Origin of the sequence: Stenotrophomonas sp. EMP41 (assembly GCF_047495535.1) — a bacterium.
GTDB lineage: Bacteria > Pseudomonadota > Gammaproteobacteria > Xanthomonadales > Xanthomonadaceae > Stenotrophomonas > Stenotrophomonas sepilia.
Genome location: NZ_CP179923.1, coordinates 933,669 through 955,373, shown reverse-complemented (window position 1 = coordinate 955,373; position 21,705 = coordinate 933,669). Strand labels below are relative to the sequence as shown.

The 21,705-nt window shown below is 67.3% G+C and carries 20 protein-coding genes; 15 read left to right on the top strand and 5 right to left on the bottom strand.

Annotated elements, in window-relative coordinates; translation table 11 throughout:
- Positions 1-17 precede the first annotated feature (17 nt).
- Positions 18-635: an HD-GYP domain-containing protein gene (locus tag ACMGRF_RS04350; protein WP_049411129.1), complete on the top strand. Its 618-nt coding sequence runs from the start codon at positions 18-20 to the stop codon at positions 633-635.
- 68 nt (positions 636-703) lie between these two features.
- Here ACMGRF_RS04350 and ACMGRF_RS04345 read toward each other — a convergent pair whose 3' ends face one another.
- On the bottom strand, positions 704-2,797 hold the full coding sequence (locus ACMGRF_RS04345) for a M13 family metallopeptidase (protein ID WP_414485671.1): 2,094 nt from the start codon (positions 2,795-2,797) through the stop codon (positions 704-706).
- Between the two features lie 138 nt (positions 2,798-2,935).
- On the opposite strand from ACMGRF_RS04345, the gene ACMGRF_RS04340 reads away from it, so the two are divergent.
- Positions 2,936-3,397, top strand: coding sequence for a hypothetical protein (locus tag ACMGRF_RS04340; RefSeq protein WP_049437883.1), 462 nt, complete (start codon positions 2,936-2,938; stop codon positions 3,395-3,397).
- A gap of 110 nt (positions 3,398-3,507) precedes the next feature.
- Here ACMGRF_RS04340 and gpmA read toward each other — a convergent pair whose 3' ends face one another.
- Positions 3,508-4,257 carry a 2,3-diphosphoglycerate-dependent phosphoglycerate mutase gene (gpmA, locus tag ACMGRF_RS04335; protein WP_014036448.1) on the bottom strand — a complete coding sequence of 250 codons (750 nt, stop codon included), beginning with the start codon at positions 4,255-4,257 and terminating at the stop codon, positions 3,508-3,510.
- 94 nt (positions 4,258-4,351) lie between these two features.
- On the opposite strand from gpmA, the gene nfi reads away from it, so the two are divergent.
- Positions 4,352-5,026: a deoxyribonuclease V gene (nfi, locus tag ACMGRF_RS04330; RefSeq protein WP_414485670.1), complete on the top strand. Its 675-nt coding sequence runs from the start codon at positions 4,352-4,354 to the stop codon at positions 5,024-5,026.
- A gap of 38 nt (positions 5,027-5,064) precedes the next feature.
- On the opposite strand, the gene ACMGRF_RS04325 is transcribed toward nfi, so the two are convergent.
- Both ACMGRF_RS04325 and ACMGRF_RS04320 read right to left on the bottom strand, forming a co-directional pair.
- On the bottom strand, positions 5,065-6,045 hold the full coding sequence (locus tag ACMGRF_RS04325) for a cation diffusion facilitator family transporter (protein WP_312546770.1): 981 nt from the start codon (positions 6,043-6,045) through the stop codon (positions 5,065-5,067).
- A 140-nt stretch (positions 6,046-6,185) separates the two neighbouring features.
- Positions 6,186-8,435, bottom strand: a complete 2,250-nt coding sequence (locus tag ACMGRF_RS04320) for a TonB-dependent siderophore receptor (protein WP_414485669.1) — start codon at positions 8,433-8,435, stop codon at positions 6,186-6,188.
- Between the two features lie 286 nt (positions 8,436-8,721).
- On the opposite strand from ACMGRF_RS04320, the gene ACMGRF_RS04315 reads away from it, so the two are divergent.
- A complete protein-coding gene (locus tag ACMGRF_RS04315) occupies positions 8,722-10,137 on the top strand; it encodes a diguanylate cyclase (protein WP_414485668.1) in 1,416 nt (471 codons plus the stop codon).
- Positions 10,138-10,232: 95 nt separating this feature from the next.
- On the opposite strand, the gene ACMGRF_RS04310 is transcribed toward ACMGRF_RS04315, so the two are convergent.
- Complete coding sequence (locus ACMGRF_RS04310; protein ID WP_414485907.1) at positions 10,233-11,510, bottom strand: MFS transporter; 1,278 nt, start codon at positions 11,508-11,510, stop codon at positions 10,233-10,235.
- 15 nt (positions 11,511-11,525) lie between these two features.
- Between ACMGRF_RS04310 and ACMGRF_RS04305 the strand changes: the two genes are divergently transcribed.
- The 11 genes from ACMGRF_RS04305 (at position 11,526) to ACMGRF_RS04255 (ending at position 21,703) form a co-directional block, all read left to right on the top strand.
- On the top strand, positions 11,526-11,975 hold the full coding sequence (locus tag ACMGRF_RS04305) for a winged helix-turn-helix transcriptional regulator (protein WP_099494806.1): 450 nt from the start codon (positions 11,526-11,528) through the stop codon (positions 11,973-11,975).
- Between the two features lie 73 nt (positions 11,976-12,048).
- Entirely contained in the window at positions 12,049-13,176 is a 1,128-nt protein-coding gene (locus ACMGRF_RS04300) for a metallophosphoesterase (protein WP_414485667.1), read from the top strand.
- 133 nt (positions 13,177-13,309) lie between these two features.
- The gene (locus tag ACMGRF_RS04295; protein WP_049414101.1) at positions 13,310-13,993 is read left to right on the top strand and encodes a response regulator; all 684 of its coding nucleotides are present in this window, start codon (positions 13,310-13,312) and stop codon (positions 13,991-13,993) included.
- A complete protein-coding gene (locus ACMGRF_RS04290) occupies positions 13,990-15,369 on the top strand; it encodes a sensor histidine kinase (RefSeq protein ID WP_414485666.1) in 1,380 nt (459 codons plus the stop codon). The genes ACMGRF_RS04295 and ACMGRF_RS04290 overlap by 4 nt, the downstream gene beginning before the upstream one ends.
- 80 nt (positions 15,370-15,449) lie before the next feature.
- A complete protein-coding gene (locus tag ACMGRF_RS04285; protein WP_049414105.1) occupies positions 15,450-16,286 on the top strand; it encodes an alpha/beta hydrolase in 837 nt (278 codons plus the stop codon).
- Position 16,287: 1 nt separating this feature from the next.
- Positions 16,288-16,647, top strand: a complete 360-nt coding sequence (locus tag ACMGRF_RS04280; RefSeq protein WP_049414108.1) for an EamA family transporter — start codon at positions 16,288-16,290, stop codon at positions 16,645-16,647.
- The gene (locus ACMGRF_RS04275) at positions 16,644-17,042 is read left to right on the top strand and encodes a DMT family transporter (RefSeq protein ID WP_049414110.1); all 399 of its coding nucleotides are present in this window, start codon (positions 16,644-16,646) and stop codon (positions 17,040-17,042) included. Before ACMGRF_RS04280 ends, ACMGRF_RS04275 begins: the two co-directional genes overlap by 4 nt.
- A gap of 10 nt (positions 17,043-17,052) precedes the next feature.
- On the top strand, positions 17,053-18,255 hold the full coding sequence (locus ACMGRF_RS04270) for a DegT/DnrJ/EryC1/StrS family aminotransferase (protein ID WP_414485664.1): 1,203 nt from the start codon (positions 17,053-17,055) through the stop codon (positions 18,253-18,255).
- A 173-nt stretch (positions 18,256-18,428) separates the two neighbouring features.
- Complete coding sequence (locus ACMGRF_RS04265; protein WP_414485663.1) at positions 18,429-19,145, top strand: MtnX-like HAD-IB family phosphatase; 717 nt, start codon at positions 18,429-18,431, stop codon at positions 19,143-19,145.
- A 64-nt stretch (positions 19,146-19,209) separates the two neighbouring features.
- Positions 19,210-20,610, top strand: a complete 1,401-nt coding sequence (locus tag ACMGRF_RS04260) for an aspartate aminotransferase family protein (protein WP_006425764.1) — start codon at positions 19,210-19,212, stop codon at positions 20,608-20,610.
- Between the two features lie 28 nt (positions 20,611-20,638).
- Complete coding sequence (locus ACMGRF_RS04255; RefSeq protein WP_414485662.1) at positions 20,639-21,703, top strand: GNAT family N-acetyltransferase; 1,065 nt, start codon at positions 20,639-20,641, stop codon at positions 21,701-21,703.
- Positions 21,704-21,705: the final 2 nt, after the last annotated feature.

Sequence of the window (21,705 nt, the reverse complement as noted above, 5' to 3'; positions counted from 1 at the left end):
CCACCCGGTGCGGGCGGATGACCATGTTTCCTGACGCCGTACCCGCCCCCGACCTGCTGCACGCGCAGGCCTGCCTGATCGATGCCCTCGCGATGTCGCTACAGATGCGCGACGCCTACACCCGCCACCACTGCGACCGCGTTGGCCTGCTCGCGCAGCGCCTGGCCACGCACTGCGATCTTGATGACGATGCCCGTGCGCAGATCGGCCTGGCCGCGCGCTTCCATGACATCGGCAAGATCGGCATACCCGATGACGTGCTGCTGGCACCACGCCGGCATACCGATGAGGAGCGCGCGATCATGCGCGAGCATCCGGTACGCGGCGAACACATCTTCCTGGCCACCGGTCGCAGCGACGCCTCGCCGGTGGCGCGGCTGATCCGCGCCCATCACGAGGCCTTCGATGGCAGCGGCTACCCCGATGGGCTGCGCGGCGAATCCATCCCGCTGGGTGCGCGCATCGTCACCATCGCCGATGCCTACGATGCGATGACCAGCGTGCGCCCGTATCGCAATGCGATGGAGCACGAGGCCGCATTGCGGATCATCGACGAGCAGGCCGGCGGGCTGGTGGACCCGTACGTGCTGCAACGCTTCCATCGCATGCTGGAGCGGGAACCGGAACTGGCCTGAGATCGGCCGGGCAAACGAAAGGCCCGGCGTTCGCCGGGCCTTTCGCTTCACGCATCACGGGTGATCAATTACCAGATCACCACACGCTTGTCGTCGGCGCGCACCATCGCATCACCCGCCTTGCACTGGAATGCAGCGGCGAACGACGGCATGTTCGACGGCGCACCGTTGGCACGGAAGTTGGCCGGCGCGTGCGGATCGGTGTTCAGACGCACGCGCAGCTCGCCATCGGTGAAGTTGCGGCGCCACACGGTGGCCCAGTTCATGAAGAAGCGCTGGTCCTGGCTGTGGCCATCGACGTCGACATTGGCCTTCGGGTCTTCCTTCAGCGCCATCTGCAGCGCGTCATAGGCCACGGTCAGCCCCCCCAGGTCGCCGATGTTCTCGCCCAGGGTCAACTTGCCCTTCACGTTCACGCCCGGCACCGCTTCATAGCCGTCGAACTGCGCGACCAGCTGGTCGGTACGCCCGGTGAAGGCCTTGCGGTCGGCGTCGGTCCACCAGTTGTCGAAGTTGCCGTTGGCGGCGAACTGGCTGCCGGAGTCGTCGTAGCCGTGCATCATCTCGTGGCCGATGACCGCGCCGATGCCGCCGTAGTTCAACGCCGGATCGGCCTTGGCGTCGAAGAACGGCGCCTGCAGGATCGCCGCCGGGAACACGATCTCGTTCTTGGTCGCGTTGTAGTAGGCATTGACGGTCTGCGGGGTCATGCCCCACTCGGTCTTGTCCACCGGCTTGCCGATCTTGTCCAGCATGTAGCGGTAGTTGAACGCGCGTGCTGCCTGCATGTTGCCCAGGTAGCTGTCGCCGTTGGTCTGCAGGCCCGACCAGTCACGCCACTTGTCCGGGTAGCCGATCTTCGGGGTGAAGCTGGCCCACTTTTCCAGTGCCTTCTTCTTCGTTTCCTCGCCCATCCACGGCAGCTGCTCCAGGCGCGCCTTCAATGCCTGCGACAGGTTCTCCACCAGGTGCTGCATGGCCACCTTCGACTCGGCCGGGAACACGGCGTCGACGTACAGCTGGCCCAGGGCTTCGCCCATGCCGCCGTTGACCGACTCCAGCACGCGCTTCCAGCGCGGCTGCATTTCCTTCTGGCCACGCAGGGTGGTGCCGTAGAAATCGAAGTTGGCCTTCTCGAACTGGCTGCTCAGGTACGGCGCGGCATCGTCGATGGTGTGGAAGCGCAGGTAGGCCTGCCAGGTGCTGGCCGGCACATCGGCGAGCATCTTGTCCATTTCACCGAAGAAGCCCGGCTGCGCCAGCGAGAACTTCTGTGCGGCCGGCACCTTCAGGGTGTCGAACAGCGCGGTCCAGCTGAAGTTCGGGGTCAGCTTGTCGGCATCTGCGGCGCTGAGCGGGTTGTAGCGCTTGGCCGGGTCACGCATTTCGATGCGCGACATCGAGGCCTTGGCCAGGCGGGTTTCGAAGGCCATCACGGCCTTGGCCTGCTCGGCGGCCTGCGCCGCGTCCACACCGGACAGGGTCAGCACCTGTGCAATGTAGGCCACGTAGGCGTCGCGGATCTTGGCCTGCGCGTCGTCGAAGTAGTAGCCCTTCTCCGGCAGGCCCAGGCCGCCCTGGCCGACGTAGGCGATGACGTTGGCCGAATCCTTGTAGTCGGCATTGGCGAACAGCGAGAACAGCACGCCCTTGCCCTCGGCCTGGCTGTCGCGCAGGTACTGGGTGATGGCAGCGGTGTCGTTCAGTGCAGTGATCTTGTCCAGCTGCGGCTGCAGCGGCGCCAGGCCGGCGGCTTCGATCTTGGCCTCGTCGTTGCCGGTCTTCCAGATGTCACCGATCTTGGCTTCCACCGAGCCGGCCTTGGCCTGGCTGGCGGCGGCCTGCTGCACCAGCGCGTGCTGCACTTCCAGCGAGCGCTCGCGCAGGATCTCGAAGCTGCCCCAGGTGGTCTGGTCGCCCGGCACCGGGTTGGCCTTCAGCCACTTGCTGTTGACGAAACCATTGAGGTCGGTACAGGCCGAAATGGCCGGATCCAGGTCGGCGCTGTTGAGCGAGATCAGCGGCGTCTTGATCTGCGACAGGTCGAAGGCCGGCTTGGCGTCGGCACTGGCCGCCGGCGCGGTTTCGTTCTTGCCACAGGCGGCCAGCGAGGCAGCGATGGCGATGGTCAGGCCCAGCGGGACCAGATTGCGGACGTTCATGAGGCTCTCCTGCGGGTAATTTCACAGGGTAGCCGGGCACGCCCACGGCAGGGACCGGCCAAAGGTCACGAGCCCGTGGAGTCGCCAACCAACTGCACGCCGGTATTCTTAGCTTCCCGATCACCGGATATCGCGCCCATGGACGACGCTGCGCTGCTACTGGCCCTCGACAGCTGCGAGTATCTATTCCTGACGGGTATTGGCGAACCGGAGGCCAACTGTCTGCGGCTGGTCATCGAAGAGGGACAGGTGACAGGAGAGCCTCGCCCAGTGGACCTCGGCAATGGACGTTCGATCGAGGGCGTGCGCGCGATAGAGATAACTTCCCATTCGCAGCGGTTCGAGCTGATTTGGAACGCCTACATCAGCTACGCCGTGCACAACGAGTCCTACCAGAGCTGGGACGACTCCGAAGCCTGGAGCGGCAACCTGTTCCGCCGTTACAGCCGTTCGAAGTTCCTCGATTATCTGGACCATGCCACCTTTGCCGATGTCAGTTACCCGGGCCCATTCACGCACTATCAGGTGATATGCCAGGACCACGTCATCGACATTGCCGCGTTGCAGCCGCCCAAGGTGCGCCGCATGGATCCCTCGTAGCTGGCTGATGCAGCCCCCATGGGTTGGCTCTACCGGGTTGCGACAGCGCCGGCCGAGCGTGGGCTCGGCTCTACAAAAGCGAAGGCCGGCTTGCGCCGGCCTTCTGCTTCTTATTTCGCCTTGCCCTGGTTGGCTACTGCTTCAGCGGCCTTGCGCGCCGCTTCCGGGTCGCCCAGGTAGCGGAACGACTGCACGGTCAGGTCATCGTTCAGTTCGAACAGCAGCGGGATGCCGGTCGGGATGTTCAGCTCGAGGATCTCCTCGCGCGAGACATTGTTGAGGTACTTGTACAGCGCGCGCAGCGAGTTGCCGTGGGCGGTGACCAGCACGGTCTTGCCGTCCTTCAGCTGCGGCGCGATGGCGTCGTGCCAGTAGGGCAGCACGCGGTCCAGGGTGGTGGCCAGCGACTCGGTGCCCGGCAGCGCGTTGCGGTCCAGACCGGCGTAGCGACGGTCATGGATCGGGTGGCCCGGATCTTCCAGGTCCATCGGCGGCGGCGGGATGTCGTACGAACGACGCCAGACCTTGACCTGCTCTTCGCCGTGCTTGGCCGCGGTCTCGGCCTTGTCCAGCCCCTGCAGGCCGCCGTAGTGCCGCTCGTTGAGGCGCCAGGACTTGTTCACCGGCAACCAGTCCTGCTCCAGCTCGGCCAGCGCACCCTGCAGGGTGTGGATGGCGCGCTTGAGCACGGAGGTATGGGCGACGTCGAACTGCAGGCCTTCCTCGCGCATCAGGCGACCGGCGGCAGCCGCTTCCCGGCGCCCCTGCTCGGTCAGGTCGACATCGACCCAGCCGGTGAAGCGGTTGTCCAGGTTCCACTGGCTCTGGCCATGGCGCAACAGTACGAGTTTACGGGTCACTGCAGGGTCTCCAACGCGAGGAAAGGCAGGCCGCCATTGTAGCCCCGGCGGCCGCTCACCGTGCCGTGGCGCCGCGCATGCGATGCTGCAGCCAATGAATACGGTGATCGACCCCGGGCGCTGGGAAGGCAGCGTCACCGCCGCCCGCGCGCAACAGCTGCAACTGGCCGGCCGCGTGGAACGCCAGGACCGCCTGCCCCGTGACGTGCGCTGGCTGGCCGGGCTGGATGTCGGCTTCGAGGACAACGGTGCCATTACGCGCGCTGCGGCGGTCCTGCTGGATGCAAAGACGCTGCAGCCCGTGGCGCAGGAGATCGCGCGGGTTCCTACACTGATGCCCTATATCCCGGGCCTGCTCAGCTTCCGCGAGCTGCCGGCACTGCTGGCCGCACTGGCACTGCTGCCACGAACGCCGGACCTGGTGTTCGTCGATGGCCACGGCATCAGCCATCCGCGCCGGCTGGGCGTCGCCGCGCATCTGGGCGTGGTCACCGATCTGCCGAGCATCGGCGTGGCGAAATCGAAACTGGTGGGAAGGTTCGTCGAACCGGACGCCGAAGCTGGTGCACATACGCCGCTGCTGGAGGGCGATGAACAACTGGGCTGGGTGCTGCGCAGCAAGCTGCGCTGCAAGCCGCTGTTCGTGGCCGGTGGCCATCGGGTCAGTGCCGACACCGCGCTGGGCTGGGTGCAGCACACCCTGCGTGGCTATCGGCTGCCGGAGCCAACCCGGCTGGCGGATCGGCTGGCCTCGCGGCGGGACGAATAGCTGCACCGGGCGTCTCCCGGCGCGCGCGTCATCTTCGATCAACGATGCACGTGGCCACGATGGCCCTGCGCGTCCTCGCCATGGTCGTGGCCCTCATGGCCCTCGTGTCCGCCGCCCTTGGCCGGCGCCGGCCCGCCACAGGCTTCGCCGCAGTGGTCTGCCTCGATCTGCAGTGTCACGTGCTCGATACCGAAGTCATCATGCAGGCGACCGCCCAGCTCGCGGCGCAACGCATCGGCGTCGGTGCCGTCGCGCATCACGATGTGCGCGGTCAGCGCCGGCGTGCTTGAAGCCAGCGCCCACACGTGCAGGTCATGCACGTCCAGCACGGCGGCGTGGCCGGACAGGCTGTCGCGCACCCTGGCCACGTCCATGCCCTTGGGCACGCCTTCCAGCAGCACGTTGATCGCCTCACGCATCAGCACGTAGGTACGCGGCAGCACCCACAGGCCGATCAGCACGGCCAGGATCGGGTCGATCGGTTTCCATCCGGTCCACTTGATCAACAATGCGCCCGCAATCACTGCCACCGAGCCGAGCATGTCGGCCCATACTTCCAGGTAGGCGCCCTTCACGTTGAGGCTCTCGCCACTGCCCGCCTGCAGCAGGCGCATCGAGATCAGGTTGATGACCAGGCCCGCAGCCGCGATCACCAGCATGCCGGAGGAGGCGATCTCCTGCGGCTGGCGGAAACGGCCGACCGCCTCCCACAGGATGTAGGCGGCGACCACGAACAGCATGGCACCGTTGATCATCGCGCCCAACGCTTCCAGCCGTGCATAGCCGTAGGTGCGGCGCGCATCCGGTGGGCGCCGGCTCAACCGTACCGCGACCAGCGCGATCATCAGCGCCAGCGCATCGGTGGCCATGTGTGCGGCGTCGGACAGCAGCGCCAGGCTGTTGGTCCAGAACGCGCCCACCACTTCGACGACGAGGAAGGTGGTGGTCAGGCCGAGTGCCCACCACAAGGGCTTCTCGTGGCGGATCTGGGATGGCAGGTGATCGTGGTCGTGGCCCATGGCAACAGCTCCTTTGCGATGCGGTGCAGGCTACGCGGTGCCGGCGGGGGAGACTATTACGATGTTTATAACATTGCAGGCCACACGAGCCCTCGCCGGGCATGGCCCGGCGAGGGCCGCAGACCGACGACCGCGTGCGGTCAGAAGCCGAAGCGCAGGCTGGCCCAGTACGCGCGGCCCGGCTCGTTGTAGGTCGCCGCCCCGGCATCACTGCTGTTGGCCTCGCGGAACAGGCGCTTGTCGGCCAGGTTGTTCACGCCGAAGCCGAAGCTGACCGTCTCGGTCACCTTGTAGCGCGCGCTCACGCCCCAGATGTTGTACGCGCCACGATCCTGCAGCGCGATCGATGCATCGCAGCTGCCGGTGCAGCGCGGGTCGTTGTTGATGTTGGCGGTGGCCGGTTCCTGCTTGCCGTAGAAGGTGCCGGTCAGCAACACGGACAGCCTGTCGGTGGCCTGCCAGTCCAGCATGGTGTTGATCGTGTACTTCGGAATCACCGACAGCGGCTGGTGCGTGGTCTTGTTCTCGTTTTCCACCATGTAGGTGAAGTTGTTGCTCCACTTCAGGCGGTTGCCCTGCTCGCCCAGCAGCGGAATGACCAGGTTGCCTTCCAGCCCCTGCACGATCGCCTTCGGCGCGTTCTCCCAGCGGAAGATGCGGCCCTTGGTGTCGGCGGTCAGGCCAACCTGGGTGTAGCCGGCCTGGATCTTGTCCTTGTAGTCGTTGTGGAAGTAGGTCAACGAGGCCTGCCAGCCGCTCTGCGGTGCCCACTCGATGCCCAGTTCCTTGTTCAGGCTGGTTTCCGCCTTCAGGTCCGCGTTGCCGCGCATGTAGCAACCGGCACCCAGGCTCGGCAGTGCATTCGGGCAGCCGTTGCCACGGGTGTAGTACAGATAGTCCGGATTGGACTGGTACAGGTTCGGCGCCTTGAACGCGCGGGCGATGCCGCCCTTCACCACCCAGTCGCTGTTGATGCGGAACTGCGCATTGAGGCTGGGGCTGGTGTTGTTGCCGAACTGGCTGTGGTGGTCGAAGCGCAGGCCCGGGGTGACGATCCAGCGCTCGCCCAGGTAGATGTTGTCCTCCACGAACGCCGCCGTGGTCTGCGCATCGGCCTTGCCGCGCGCACGATCGGCCGACAGCCCCGGGATGCCACCGCCGCTGCTGCTGGACTGGCTCATCGAGTACGGGTCGGTCAGGCGGCTGTCCAGGTATTCAAAGCCCAGCGTCCAGATGTTCTCGGCGCTGCCCAGCGAGGTCGGGAAGCTCACTTCGCCATCCAGCTGGTAGTTGCGCAGGCGCGAGGTCGACCAGTCGGTGCCGTTGAAGCTGCCTTCCGGGCCACCGGCCAGGCCTTCATTGATGCGCGAGTTGTTGACCGCTTCCACCGCGGCGGTCACCCGCGAGGTCACGTCGCCCCAGCGGCCGCGATGGGTGATCGCGCCGGTGTTGCGGTACATGCGGTTGGTTTCCGCTTCGCCTTCGGCCAGCGCCGCCAGGTCAACGCCGGTCGAGGTACCGGTAGTGCTGACCGCGCGGTCACCGGCGTAGATGTTGCCCTGGCGGCTGGTGCCGGCTTCGAACTCCACCACCTGGTCGGCGGTGATGTCCCAGCGCAGCAACGCGTTGACGTCGCGGTTCTTGACACCCTCGCGGCCAGCCGGTGGCACCGCGTTCGGGTTGGTGGCGTACTGGCGGTTGAGGTCCAGTGAGTCGGCGTCGGTCTTGTTGAGGTTGCCGTACAGGCGGAACGACAGGGTGTCGGTCATCGGCCCGCTCAGCTGCAGGCCGACGCGCTCGCTGCCGCCTTCGGCGCTGTGCTCGGGCACCAGGCCATACAGGTCGACCGCTCCGGTCAGGTCGCCGGTCGGGCGCTTGGTGATGATGTTGACCACGCCGCCGGAAGCACCGGAGCCATAGCGTGCCGCCGCAGGGCCGCGCAGCACTTCGATGCGCTCGATCATTTCCGCCGGCACCCAGTTGGTATCACCGCGGGTATTGCGTTCGCCACTGCGGCCCATGCGCACGGCATCGCGCGCGCCGATGCGCTTGCCATCGACCAGGATCAGGGTGTTTTCCGGACCCATGCCGCGCAGGTCGATCTGGCGATTGTTGCCGTACTGGCCCGAGGCGCTGTTGCCGGTGAGGTTGACGCCCGGCATGGTACGCAGCAGTTCGGCGATGTCGTTGGCCGGTGGGCGCCTGGCGATGTCCTCGGCGGTGATGGTCGAGGTACCCAATGCCTGGCGGGCAATCTGCGAAGCGGTGACATGCACGGTATCGATATCGGTAGCGTCTGTTTCCGCATGGGCGGCCATGGCACTGCCGGCCAGCAGGGCGGCAACGGCGAGCGCCAGCGGGCGCGGCGAGAGGACAACGGCAGGAGACATGATCTGGACCTTCTGGCAGGGCAACGGGGCCTCTGGCAAAGGGCTTGAGGCAACGACGAGGGGGAGGCGGAGCGTCGCTGCAGTCGCCTGCGGCCCGATCCGTGCGCGCATTCTCCCATCAATGCGAGTGATTCTCAAATGCGTTCGCTCATTGCTACCGCAGGCGTGATGTGCCCTGCGTGCCGAACGACCCTGCATCGCGCTTAAACTGGCCGGCTTACCCACCATCAACCGCACGCCACCGCGGCCGATACCCGTGGTTTGCCGTACGCAGTCAGAGATCGACGTGGAACCACCCCAACTGGACGATGCCAGCCAGCCGCTGGCCGAGGCCTGGCAGCACTGCCTGCAACAGGCCGGCCCTGCGGCCACCGCGCTGCTGCACGCCGCCGCAACCGATGCCCCGCCGGCGCTGGCCCGTCGCTTCTACGAAGTGCTGTTGCAGGACGGGCGTGCACGCCGCTTCCTGTCCCACGATCAGGTCAAGCAACGCCTGCAACCGGCCATGCAGCGCTGGCTGGTGCAGTTGCTGACCACCGATGCCGACGGCATTGCCGCCACCGTCGCCTCGCAACGGGTGATCGGCGATGTGCACGCCCGGGTCGGCATTCCGGTCGACTTGGTCACCCGCGGCGCGCGCGTACTCAAGCACGAGCTGTTCGTTCGCCTGCGCGACGACGCGCCCGACAGCGCCACCGCGTTCGCCGCCATCGATTGCCTCAGCGCGATCATGGACATCGCCATGGAAGGCATGACCCTGGCCTACACCCATGCACGCGAGCGCTCCACCCGTGCCGATGCTGCCTACCGGTTGTTCTCGCTGGTGCAGAATGTCGGTACTGAACGCGAGCGCCAGCGCGCCCTGCTGCTGGACTGGGAAAACGCGCTGCTGTACGCACTAGCCGGCCACGTGCAGGGCAGCGACAGTGCCAGCCTGGCCAGTTCCGAGTTCGGCCTGTGGTTCACCCACAAGGGCATCCCCAGCTTCGGCGAAAGCAGCGAGACCCAGCAGGTCGGGCAGTTGATGGCGCGTATCGATGATCGACTGCAACAGGCCGCCACCGACACCCCGGCGCAGCGACTGGCGGTGCTGCCGGCCATCCGCGAGGACCTGGCCGCCATCCGTACCCTGATGACGCTGCTGTTCGAGCGCATCGGCGAACTGGATGCCGGCAGCGATGCCCTGACCAACCTGCTCAACCGCCGCTTCCTGCCTACCGTGCTGCGCAGGGAGATCGAACTGGCCACGCGCAACCGCACGCCGTTCTCGCTGCTGCTGCTCGACCTGGATCACTTCAAGGCGATCAACGATGGTCACGGCCACGACGCCGGCGACCGCGCGTTGCAGCACGTCGCCGGCCTGCTCGGCCAGCTGACCCGCGGCAGCGACTACCTGTTCCGCTACGGCGGCGAGGAGTTCGTGGTGGTGCTGGTTGCCGCCAGCGAGTCACAGGCCTCGGTGATTGCCGAGAGCCTGCGCCGGCAGATCGCGCAGTCGCCGGTTGTGCTGGCCAATGGCCAGGTGCTGGAACTGACTGCCAGCATCGGCGTGGCCGGCCATGATGGCCACCCGGACTACGAACGGTTGATGGCACGTGCCGACGCGGCGATGTACAAGGCCAAGCGCAGCGGCCGCAACCGCGTGGTGGTGGCCAGCGACGCGTTGCAGGATGCGCCGGGGCGGCGGGCATTGCAGCGCTGAACCGGCGGAAAGATCCCGGGTGCGGTAGAGTCGACTGTCTGTCGACTACCGCACGCAGCGCGAGGTTTTTCGCCGTCGGAACGAAGAGTAGTCGGCTAACAGTCGACTCTACCGGTTCGCGGCCCAGCCGAGGCGTTGAACGCCACCACCCGCCATGCTGCCCACCACAGCAGCGCCAGCAGCGCGATGCCCGCCCCCAGCAGGCACACAGCGGGCCAGCCATGCCGGGCCTGCACCCAGGGCCCCGCTGCCGCACCCGCCCCACTGCCAACTGCATAGAACAGCATGTACAACGCCACCAGGCGCCCATGCTGCCCTTCCTGCGCACGCAGCAGCAGCGCCTGGTTCGATACGTGCAGTGCCTGCCCACCGAGGTCGAGCACGATCACGCCCAGCAGCAGCAACGACAGCGACTGCGGCAGGCCCAGCAGCGGCCACCACGCGACCAGCATCAGCAGCAGCGCGCCAAGACTGACCCGATTGGCAAGACCTCGGTCCATCCAGTGCCCGACCCGCGAGGCCATCAATGCACCTGCCACCCCGGCCAGGCCGAGCGCACCGATGGCCGCAGTGGACCACTGCAGCGGTGGCGCCGACAACGGCAAGGGGGCCGCCGCCCAGAACACGTTGAGTCCGGCAAACAGCAGCAACGCCAGCGGACCGCGCTCGCGCAGCGTTCGATCCCGGCGCAGCATGCCCAGCATCGAGCCCAGCAACTCGCGCCGGCGTGGAGGAACCGATGGCGCCGGCACTGCGGGCAGGCGCCGCCACAGCAGTACGGCCAGGGCCGCCATCAGCGCTGCCGACAGCAGATAGACCGCTTGCCAGCCGGCAATGGCCGCCACCGTGCCGGACAGCACGCGCGCGAGCAGCAGCCCGATGAACACCCCACCCTGCACCACCCCTACCACGCGCCCGCGCTGCGCGGCCGGAGCCATCGCTGCCGTATAGGCGATCAAGCCCTGGGTCAGCGCGGTGCCCAACAGCCCGGCCAGCAGCATGCCAGACAACAGCCAACCGGCCGTGCGTGCCGCTGCCAGCCACAGCAGGGCCGCCACCAGTGCCGCCAACTGCAGCCGCAGCAGGCGCCGCCGGTCACCGCGATCGGCCAGCGGCAGCAACCCGAGCAATGCAAGCACGCTGCCGGCCTGGGTGGCAGCCAGCACCGCGCCGGCCACGGCCCGGTCCAGCGCAAAGGCGCGTGCAAGCTGATCCAGCAGCGGCTGCGCGTAGTAGACGTTGGCGACGCTGGCGCCGGCGGCAACCGCAAGCAGGACCAGCAGCGGGCGGGGAAGCAATGTGGCACCCATCATGTAGTTGCAATTTGAAACTTGATGCAGGCTATCGTCATTGGTTTTAAACTGCAACCACATTAGGAGATAGCCAGCATGCACGCCGACAGTCCCTGTCCTGTAGCCCGCAGCGCCGACCTGCTCGGTGATCGCTGGGCACTGCTGGTGATCCGCGATGCCTTCGACGGCGTCAGCCGCTTCGGCGACTTCCAGCGCAGCCTTGGCGCCGCCCGCAACATCCTCAGCGATCGCCTGCGCAGGCTGGTCGAGGCCGGCGTCCTGCAACTGCAACCGGCCTCAGACGGCTCGGCCTATCAGGAATACGTGCTCACCGCCGCGGGACAGGCGCTGTTCCCGGTGCTGGTTGCGCTGCGCCAATGGGGTGAACGCCATCGCTTCGGTGCAGGCGAAGCTCATTCGCAGCTGATCGAATCCAGCACGCGGCGACCGCTGCCGTACATGCAGCCGCGCGGGCGCGACGGTCGGCCGCTGCAGGCCGCCGCCACCCGTGTGCGCAAGCTCAGGGACGACGGGCACAGCGCCTGACCCGCCCATTCGCGCACACCGCGCCCCGGGCGCGCCGGTTAGCATCGGATGTTTCCGCCGCCGGACACCGACGATGTCGCGCTATCGCCCTTCCCTGATGACCGCCCTGCTGCTGCCGTTGCTGGCCTGCAGCGCCGGAACCACGCAGGCCCGCGAGGCTGCCGCGCCCGCCGACCACGTGCAGGCCGATGGCCCCTATGTGTTCCGCCAGGGCGACCAGCTGCAGGCCCGATGGATCTGCGCCGACAAGGTCGAATCGCGCACGCTTGCCGCCGGGGCAACAGGGACCGATATCGCACCGCGCTGCGGCTACGAACACACCGTGCATGTGGCTGCGCCGAATGCAGCCTCGGTCTCGGTGCTGCCGGCCACACCCCGCATCGTCGCGCTGTCCGACATCCACGGCCAGTACGGGTTGCTGGTGCGCCTGCTGCGTGCCCACCACGTGATCGACGCGGAGGATCGCTGGGCGCTGGGCAAGGACACGCTGGTCATCGCCGGCGACGTGTTCGACCGCGGCCCGCAGGTGACCGAGGCGTTCTGGCTGCTCTACGGCCTGCAGCAGCAGGCGGCCGCCGCCGGTGGCGCCGTGCACTTCGTGCTCGGCAACCACGAAACCATGGTGCTGTACGACGACCTGCGCTACGTCAACCCGAAGTACCTGCGCAGCGCCCAGCTGCTGGGCCGCAGCTACCCGCAGCTGTATGGCGCCGACTCGGTGATCGGGCGGTGGCTGCGCACCCGCCCGGTGCTGCTGAAGATCGGCGATACCCTGTTCCTGCACGGCGGCATCTCGCCCGAGGCGGTGCAGCTGGCGCTGGACCCGGCACGCACCAATGCGGCCTATCAGGCCTCTCTGGGCCTGCCCAAGGCCGAAGTGAAGGCCGACCCGGCCACCGCACCGCTGTATGACGGCAAGACCAGCCCGATCTGGTACCGCGGCTATTTCGATGGCCGCCTCGACACCGCGGGTGTGCAGGCCGTGCTCGACCGCCTGCAGCTCAAGCGTATCGTGGTCGGCCATACCTCGATGCCACACGTCAGCAGCTTCCACGGCGACCGCGTGATCGCCATCGACAGCAGCATCAAGAACGGCGAGAACGGCGAACTGCTGTTCATCGAGGATGGCAAGCTCAGCCGTGGCCTGCTGGATGGCTCCCGGGTGCCGCTGGCGCTGGGTGAGCCGGGGCTGCAGGACTGAATGGAGGGACAGCGTGACGGCGCCGGGAGGTGCCGGCGCGCTCCACCTTCACCCGGTTTGCGGCTACCCTTCGGCAGCCGAGAGGCCCACCCCGCCCAGCCGGTGGGCCTGACCGTTACAGGAGCCCCCGCGCATGCGCGTTCTGATTGCTGAAGATGACCCGGACATCGCCTCGGGCCTGTGCGCCTCGCTGCGCCGGCAGGGGCACGTGGTCGACCACGTCGACAACGGTGCGCACGCCGATGCAGCACTGGGCTCGACCCAGTACGCACTGCTGGTGCTGGACCTGGGGCTGCCGCAACTGGATGGCCGCGACGTGCTGCAACGACTGCGCCAGCGCGGCGATGGCCTGGCGGTGCTGGTGGTGACCGCGCGTGACGGCCTGGCCGAGCGGGTGCGCGTGCTCGACCTCGGTGCCGACGACTACCTGGTCAAGCCGTTCGCACTGGACGAATTCGAAGCCCGCGTGCGTGCACAGCTGCGGCGGGTCACCAGCAATGGCAATCCGGACCTGCGCATCGGCCGCTTGCGCCTGGACCTGGCCGGGCACCGCGTATGGATCGACGACCAACCACTTGAACTGACCGCACGCGAGTTCGGCCTGCTGTCGGCGCTGGCGGTGCGTGCAGAGCGCATCGTGTCACGCGCGCAGCTGGTGGAAGCGCTGTGCGACTGGGGCCAGGACCTGACCGACAACGGCCTGGACATCGCCCTGCACCGCCTGCGCCGCAAGCTGCAGCCGGGCGGCATGGGCATCCGCACCGTGCGTGGGCTGGGCTACATGCTGGAAGACGCACAGGACGACAGCGCCCCGTGATCAGCGGCCCCCCCAGCCTGCGACGGCGCCTGCTCGCCTTCCTGGCGTTGCCGATGCTTGGCCTGCTCACCTTCAATACGATCCTGGCCTATTACGTTGCGCTGGACTATTCCAACCGCATCCACGACCGCAACCTGATCGACGACACGCACTCGTTCGCACAGATGCTGAGCACCATGCCGGTGACCAGCGACCTGTCTCCGCAGGCGCGCTTCCTGATCGAGTACGAGCCCGACGGCCATCGCTATTTCAACGTGGACAGCAGCCGCCAGGGGACACTCAGCGGCAATGCGGATTTCAGTGCCTACGCGCCTTCGCAGGAATGCACCGGCGTGGACCCCACCCTGTACGATGGCATTCTCAACGGCCAGCCGGTGCGCATGGCCACCGTCTGCACGCGTGCGATGAACGATCCGCAGGACCAGCTGGCGGTGACGGTGGCCGAAAGCATGGCCGAACGACGCCAGCGCGCGCGCGAAATCCTGATGATCATCATCCCGCTGATGACCATGCTGGCGCTGGGCACCGCCGCGCTGGTCTGGTTCGGGGTGACCCATGGCCTGCGCATCCTGACCCCGCTGAGGACCCGCCTGGCGCAGCGCCGCGGCGAACTGGCACCGATCTCCGATGCCGACGTGCCCGAAGAGATCCAGCCGCTGATCAGCACGATCGACGATCTGTTCGCGCGCCAGGCGGAAATGATCACCCTGCAGAACCGTTTCATCGCCGACGCCGCGCACCAGCTGCGTTCGCCGTTGGCCGGCATGGCCCTGCACGTGGACCAGGCACTGGCGCATGGCGACCCGGACACGGTGCGTGAGGCACTGCAGCACATCCGCCGGCTCAACCAGCGCACCGCGCGGGTCAGCACCCAGCTGCTGGCGCTGAGCCGGGCCCAGACCGTGCCGGAGACGGTGGAGGCACTGGACCTGTGCGAACGGGTGCCGCAGTGGGTCGGTACACGCGTACCTGAAGCGATCCGCGATGGCATCGATCTGGGTTACTGCGGCAGCCCCCAGCCGCTGCGCGTGCTCGGCAACGGTGCCCAGCTGCAGGAAGCACTGGACAACCTGATCGACAATGCGCTGCGCTATGCCGGCCGCGATGCGACCGTCACCGTCGGCGTGCACGCGCTGGATGACAATGACGTCGAACTGTACGTGGAGGACAACGGGCCCGGTGTACCCGAGGACGTGATGCCGCGGCTGGGCGAGCGCTTCTTCCGCGCCCCCGGCACCACCGCCAGCGGCACCGGCCTGGGCCTGGCCATCGCCCACGAGGCGGTGGAGCACTTCGGCGGGCGCCTGAGCTTCCTCAACCGCCACGGCGGCGGGCTCAAGGTCGCCATCACGCTGCCGCTGCTGAAGGGCCCCTGACCCGGACCGGGGCGCTGAAAGGCTGGCGAAAATCGCGGTTGCGATCCTGACCCTCCCCACTGCCGTCCCGGAGCCGCCAGGTGACCGAATCGCACGACTTCTTCCTCCCCGGTGGCCCGCAGGGCGTGCTGCTGGTCCACGGCCTGACCGGTACCCCGGCGGAAATGCGCATGCTGGGCAAGGGCCTGAACAACGCCGGCTTCACCGTACACGGCGTGCAGCTGCCCGGCCATTGCGGCACCGTCGATGACCTGCTGGCGACCACCTGGGAACAGTGGTACCAAGGCGTCGAAGATGCGGCGGCAAGCCTGCGCGGCAAGGTCGACCAGCTGTTCGCCGGTGGCCTGTCGATGGGCGCGGTGCTGGCGCTGGCGCTGGCCGCACGCCGCCCCGAGTGGGTATCCGGCGTCGGTGTGTATGGCGCCACCTTCCGCTACGACGGCTGGAACATTCCCGCCGTCGCCCGCCTGTCGTTCCTGCTGCCGTGGTTCAAGCGCTTCAACATCGGCCGCGACCGCATGTTCATGGAAGAACCGCCGTACGGCCTGCGCGACGAGCGCCTGCGTGCGCAGGTCAGCGCCGCCATGCTGTCCGGCGACAGCGCGGCGGCCGGCCTTCCGGGCAATCCCTGGCACGCGCTGGCCGAGATGCGTGCGCTGAGCAACTGGACCCGCCGCCACCTGCACCAGGTCACCGCCCCGTGCCTGGTGATGCACGCCCGCGAAGACGACGTGGCCAGCATGGGCAATGCCGAACTGGTGATGTCGCGGGTCAGTGGCCCGAAGGAACTGGTGGTACTGGAGGACAGCTACCACATGATCACGATCGACCGCGAACGCCGCGAGGTGATCCGCCGCAGCGCGCGCTTCTTCACCGGGATCGGTGAACGCAGCGGCGTCCTCAAGGCGGTGGCCTGAGATGGGGGCACTCGCCACGCTGCTGTGGCTGGCCAATGTCGTGCTCGATACCGGTGGCCAGCTCGCCTTCAAGGCCGCCGCCAGCGACCCGCAGGAGGGCGAGGGACTGCAGCGCTGGAAGCACATGCTCGGCCGCCCCTGGCTGTGGATCGGCATCGCCTGCTACGTGCTTGAGTTCGTCGCCTGGATCGCCTTCCTGTCACTGGTTCCGCTGTCCAAGGGCGTGCTGCTGGGCTCGATCAACATCGTGGCGCTGATGATCGCCGGCCGCATCCTGTTCCGCGAGAAGCTCACGCCATTGCGGGTGACCGGGATGCTGCTGGTCACAGCAGGCGTGGCGGTGGTGGGGGCCGGCTCGTGAGGCGCCTGTACGTGATCGGTTTTCCGCTGCTGATGGCCTTCGATACGCTGGCCCAGCTGTGCTTCAAGTACGCCGGCGATGCTGCGCTGCCGGTCGAGGCCAACACCGCCTGGCTGCTGCGCGTGCTGTCGCAACCCTGGGTGTACGGCGCCATCCTCGGCTACGTTGGTGCGTTCTTCACCTGGATGAGCCTGCTGCGGCATGCGCCGATCGGCCCGGCGTTCGCGGCCTCGCACCTGGAGGTCATCAGCGTACTGCTGCTCTCGGCGTGGCTGCTGAAAGAGCCTCTCACCCTGCACCACCTTGTCGGTGCGGTCCTGATCGTGGCCGGCATCGTCTGCCTCGGCCGCGCGGAAGCGGACGACCCGCACAGTCCCACCGAAAACGCCTCGTGAGCGCGTTGCGATGAGCCTGTTCGCGCGCGAACTGCCACCGACCGCCGGCCTGCCGATGCAGGCCAGCGACTTCCTTCCCGGTGGCGGTGACCTGCGCGGGATCCTGGCCAACCAGCTGGGCACACCGCCGCTGCAGCTGACCTGTTCCGGCACGCACGCGCTGCTGATCGCCCTGCGCACCCTGCGCAAGCGCGCGCCCAGGCGCGACACGGTGATCATGCCGGCCTATACCTGCCCGCTGGTGCCGATCGCGGTGCACAGCCTCGGCCTGCGCGTGCAGCTGTGCGATACCCGGCGCGGCCACTTCGACTTCGATCCCGGCCCGCTCAAACGGTTGGCCGATGCGCGTACGTTGGCCATCCTGCCGACCCACCTCGGCGGTCGCATCGCCGATGTCGAGCGGGCCTGCGACATCGCCCGCGGCGCCGGCGCCTGGGTCATCGAAGATGCCGCACAGGCGCTGGGCGCACGGGTGGGCAACAGCAGTGTCGGCCTGCGTGGCGATATCGGATTCTTCAGCCTCGCTGCCGGGAAGGGGCTGAGCCTGCACGAAGGCGGCCTGCTGGTCAGCCGCGATGACGAACTGCGCGCCGAACTGGCCGAGCATGCCGCCGAACATGTGCGCTTCAACCTGCGCTGGGAGCTGCTTCGCAGTGTGCAGCTGCTTGGCCTCGCCGCCTGCTATCGCCCCTCGCTGCTGTCGCTGGTGTACGGCAATCCGCTGCGCAGCGCACTGCAGCGTGGCGATCTGGAAGACGCGGTCGGTGACATTTTCCCGCTGGACATACCGCAGCACCGGGTCAGCCGATGGCGGCAGAACATCGGTGCCCATGCTGCACGGCGGCTGCCGGCGTTCCTGCAGGCCGGGCGCCTGCGCGCACTGCAGCTGCGCGTGCAGCTGGCACAACTGCCGGCGGTGGAGGTGGTCGATGGCCTGGCCGGTAGCGGCGGCACCTGGCCGATGCTGATGCTGCTGCTGCCCAGCCAGCGCGCGCGTGACGCCGCACTGGACACACTGTGGCCGCGCGGCCTCGGCGCCAGCCGCATGTTCATCCATGCCCTGCCCGACTACGCCTACCTGCGTGGCATCGTGCCGCAGGAGGACGTGCCCAATGCACGTGACTTCGCCGCACGCATGCTGACCCTTGGCAACAGCGCCTGGCAGACCCGTGAAGAGACGACCGAAATACTGCAGGTCCTGGCCCGCGCCTGACCTGCACATGCATGCGTGGCCTGCGCTCCGCGCATTCATCCATGCACCTTCCTGAACGCTTTCCCAGCCCGTCAAAAGAGCCTTTCAACAGGAAAGGAACGAGAAAGGCGGCCTGCCTACATTGGGCCTGCCCGGCAACGTGCCGGACGCCTTTCTCATCGACGGAACTGCCCATGCACTGGAGCATCCTGTGTGACTTCGACGGCACCATCAGCCTCGAAGATGTCATCGACTCGCTGCTGGAGAAGTACGGCCAGCCGGGCTGGCAGGACCTGGAAGACCAGTGGAAGGCAGGAAAGATCGGCTCGCGTGAATGCATGCAGGGCCAGGTGCGGCGGCTGGCACTGGATCCGGCCACGCTGGATGCGCACCTGGACCAGGTGCAGATCGATCCAGGCTTCGTCGCCTTCGTCGCTCGCGCCGAGCAGCTGGGCCTGCCACTGCGCATCGTCAGCGACGGCCTGGACTATGCGATCCATCGCATCCTCGCCAACCATGGCCTGTCGCAGCTGCCGGTGGTGGCCAACCACCTGCGCTGGTGCGGCGACCATTGGGAGCTGGAATCGCCCTACCAGGCCGAAGGCTGCCGCAGCGGCACCTGCAAGTGCACCTGCGCCGCGCAGGCACGTGCCAACGAAGCACCGCGCGTGCTGATGATCGGCGACGGCAGTTCGGATTTCTGCGTATCCGAAGACACCGACTTCGTGTTCGCCAAGCGCCGCCTGATCACCCATTGCACCCATGCCGGCATCGAGCATGCCGCCATCGACACCTTCCACGATGCAATCGCACTGCTGCCGCACTTGCTCGATGGCAGCCTGTTGCAGCCACGTCGCCTCGACGCCCGCCCGCAGCCCGCCGCACTGCCCCTGCTGCTGGCCACCGCCTGAGCACTCCCTTCCAGGCGCGCTCCCCTGTTACCCCTTTCGAACGTCCTTCACGGAACCGAACTGCATGAACATTTTTGACAAGAACGCCGACGCCGCTGCCTCCGATGCGCAGCTGCTGGCCGACGAAGCCCGCTACAGCTCCTTCGGCGACACCGTCCATTACGTCGATCCGCCGAAGATCTTCCAGCGCGGCGAAGGCAGCTACATGTTCGACGGCGCGGGCGTGCCCTACCTCGACCTGCAGATGTGGTACTCGGCCTGCAACTTCGGCTACAGCAACAAGCGCCTGAACGACGCCCTGAAAGACCAGATCGACACCCTGCCGCAGGTCGCCAGCCAGTACCTGCACCCGACCCGCGTGCAGCTGGCCAAGACCATTGCCGTGGACATGCACGAGAAGTTCGGCCTCGACGGCCGCGTGCACTTCAACGTCGGCGGCGCACAGGCCATCGAGGATTCGCTGAAGATCGTGCGCAACGCGCGCGGCGGCAAGAGCCTGATGTTCGCCTTCGAGGGCGGCTACCACGGGCGCACCCTGGGTGCCTCGTCGATCACCTCCAGCTACCGCTACCGCCGCCGCTACGGCCACTTCGGCGAGCGCGCGATGTTCATCCCGTTCCCGTACCCCTTCCGCCGCCCGAAGGGCATGACCCCGGACGAGTATTCCGACCACTGCGTGTGGCAGTTCGAACGCCTGTTCGAGAGCGAATACAACGGCGTGTGGGATCCCAAGGTCGGCCAGGCCGAGTACGCCGCGTTCTACGTCGAACCCATCCAGGGCACCGGTGGCTATGTCATCCCGCCGCGCAACTTCTTCACCGGCCTCAAGCGCGTGCTGGACAAGTACGGCATCCTGATGGTCGTCGATGAAATCCAGATGGGCTTCTGGCGCACCGGCAAGCTGTGGTCGATCGAGCACTTCGGCGTGACCCCGGACGTGCTGGTGTTCGGCAAGGCGCTGACCAACGGCCTGAACCCGCTGTCGGGCCTGTGGGCGCGCGAAGAGCTGATCAACCCGACCGTGTTCCCGCCGGGTTCCACCCACTCCACCTTCAATTCCAACCCACTGGGCACCCGCCTGGGCCTGGAAGTGCTGAAGCTGGGCAAGGAAATGGATTACGAGCGCACCGTGCCGGAAAAGGGCGCGTACTTCCTCGACGGCCTGCGCGGCCTGCAGAAGCGCCACCCGGAAATCGGCGACGTCGACGGCCTGGGCCTGGCGCTGCGTGCGGAAATCTGCCAGACCGACGGCTACACCCCGAACAAGGAGCTGCTGGACCGCATGGTCGACATCGGCCTGGCCGGTGACCTGCTGCACGACGGCAAGCGCATGGGGCTCGTGCTCGACGTGGGCGGCTGGTACAAGAACGTGATCACCTTCGCGCCGTCGCTGGACATCAGCTACGAAGAGATCGACCTGGCGATCACCCTGCTTGACCAGGCGCTGACCAAGGCCAAGGGCTGAGGTCGATGCGCAGCCGGTTCCCGTGCCGATGGAGATGACGTCACGTGCATCCAGCACCGCGCTGGAACCGGCCGCGCTGCTGGAGGGCTTCCTGGCCCACCCGCCGCTCGGTTTCGAGGCAGGCCGCCTTCCCAGCGGCCTGCCGACCTTCCGTGCACCACTCGACCTGACCACCACAATGGACGACGCGCTGCGCAGCAAGCTGCTCGGCCTGCCGCTGTCACGCCTGTGGCGGCCGTGGATCACCTGGAAGACGCGCTTCGTCGGTGCCACCAGCACCGAGTACACCCCGCTGCCGGCACACGTCGCGCCGGAGGCGCTGGCCGAGGACGTGACGCGTCACGCGATCGGTGATACCCGGCTGCTGGTGGTGAAGGACCTGGCAATCGATTCACCGCTGCTGGACGACGCCGCCAACGCACACAGCGGCGCCTTCCTGCAGGCGTTGCTGGCACGCGGCTTCGTCGAACTGGAAGGCATGCCGCTGGCCTGGGTGGCGATCGATTTCGATTCGCTCGAGGACTATCTCGGCCGCCTTTCATCCTCGCGCCGCAAGAACATCCGTCGCAAGCTGCGTTCGCGCGATGAGCTGCAGATCGACTGCATCGCCACCGGCAACCCGGCCCTGGCCGACCCGCAACTGCAGGCCGAGCTGTATGCGCTGTACCTAGGCGTGTATGCGCAGAGCGCGGTGCATTTCGACCAGCTCGACCTGCCCTACTTCCAGCATCTGCTGGCCGACAGCCAGGGCCAGGGACGGATGTTCCTGTATCGCCACCAGGGCCGGCTGATCGGCTGGAACCTGTGCTACGTGCATGCCGGCAAGCTGGTGGACAAGTACATCGGCCTGGCGTACCCGCAGTCGCGCGAGCACAATCTGTACGCGGTCAGCTGGATGCACAACCTCGAATTCGCGCTCCAGCACGGCCTGAGCCACTACGTGGCCGGCTGGACCGACTCGCGCATCAAGGCCGAACTGGGTGCGCGCTTCACCTCCACCCGGCATGCGATCCATGCTCGTTCCCCGTTGCTGCGCGCTGCGCTGCGCAGGCTGGCACCCTATCTGCAGGGCGAACCTGATGGAGGCGGTTGAAC

Coding starts and splice junctions, on each gene's coding strand:
- ACMGRF_RS04325 (WP_312546770.1), bottom strand. CDS start 6,045: ATGGGCCACGACCACGATCACCTGCCATCCCAGATCCGCCACGAGAAG.
- ACMGRF_RS04310 (WP_414485907.1), bottom strand. CDS start 11,510: ATGTGGTTGCAGTTTAAAACCAATGACGATAGCCTGCATCAAGTTTCA.
- ACMGRF_RS04340 (WP_049437883.1), top strand. CDS start 2,936: ATGGACGACGCTGCGCTGCTACTGGCCCTCGACAGCTGCGAGTATCTA.
- ACMGRF_RS04320 (WP_414485669.1), bottom strand. CDS start 8,435: ATGTCTCCTGCCGTTGTCCTCTCGCCGCGCCCGCTGGCGCTCGCCGTT.
- ACMGRF_RS04305 (WP_099494806.1), top strand. CDS start 11,526: ATGCACGCCGACAGTCCCTGTCCTGTAGCCCGCAGCGCCGACCTGCTC.
- ACMGRF_RS04300 (WP_414485667.1), top strand. CDS start 12,049: ATGTCGCGCTATCGCCCTTCCCTGATGACCGCCCTGCTGCTGCCGTTG.
- ACMGRF_RS04260 (WP_006425764.1), top strand. CDS start 19,210: ATGAACATTTTTGACAAGAACGCCGACGCCGCTGCCTCCGATGCGCAG.
- ACMGRF_RS04265 (WP_414485663.1), top strand. CDS start 18,429: ATGCACTGGAGCATCCTGTGTGACTTCGACGGCACCATCAGCCTCGAA.
- ACMGRF_RS04350 (WP_049411129.1), top strand. CDS start 18: ATGACCATGTTTCCTGACGCCGTACCCGCCCCCGACCTGCTGCACGCG.
- ACMGRF_RS04345 (WP_414485671.1), bottom strand. CDS start 2,797: ATGAACGTCCGCAATCTGGTCCCGCTGGGCCTGACCATCGCCATCGCT.
- nfi (WP_414485670.1), top strand. CDS start 4,352: ATGAATACGGTGATCGACCCCGGGCGCTGGGAAGGCAGCGTCACCGCC.
- ACMGRF_RS04295 (WP_049414101.1), top strand. CDS start 13,310: ATGCGCGTTCTGATTGCTGAAGATGACCCGGACATCGCCTCGGGCCTG.
- ACMGRF_RS04280 (WP_049414108.1), top strand. CDS start 16,288: ATGGGGGCACTCGCCACGCTGCTGTGGCTGGCCAATGTCGTGCTCGAT.
- ACMGRF_RS04255 (WP_414485662.1), top strand. CDS start 20,639: ATGGAGATGACGTCACGTGCATCCAGCACCGCGCTGGAACCGGCCGCG.
- ACMGRF_RS04270 (WP_414485664.1), top strand. CDS start 17,053: ATGAGCCTGTTCGCGCGCGAACTGCCACCGACCGCCGGCCTGCCGATG.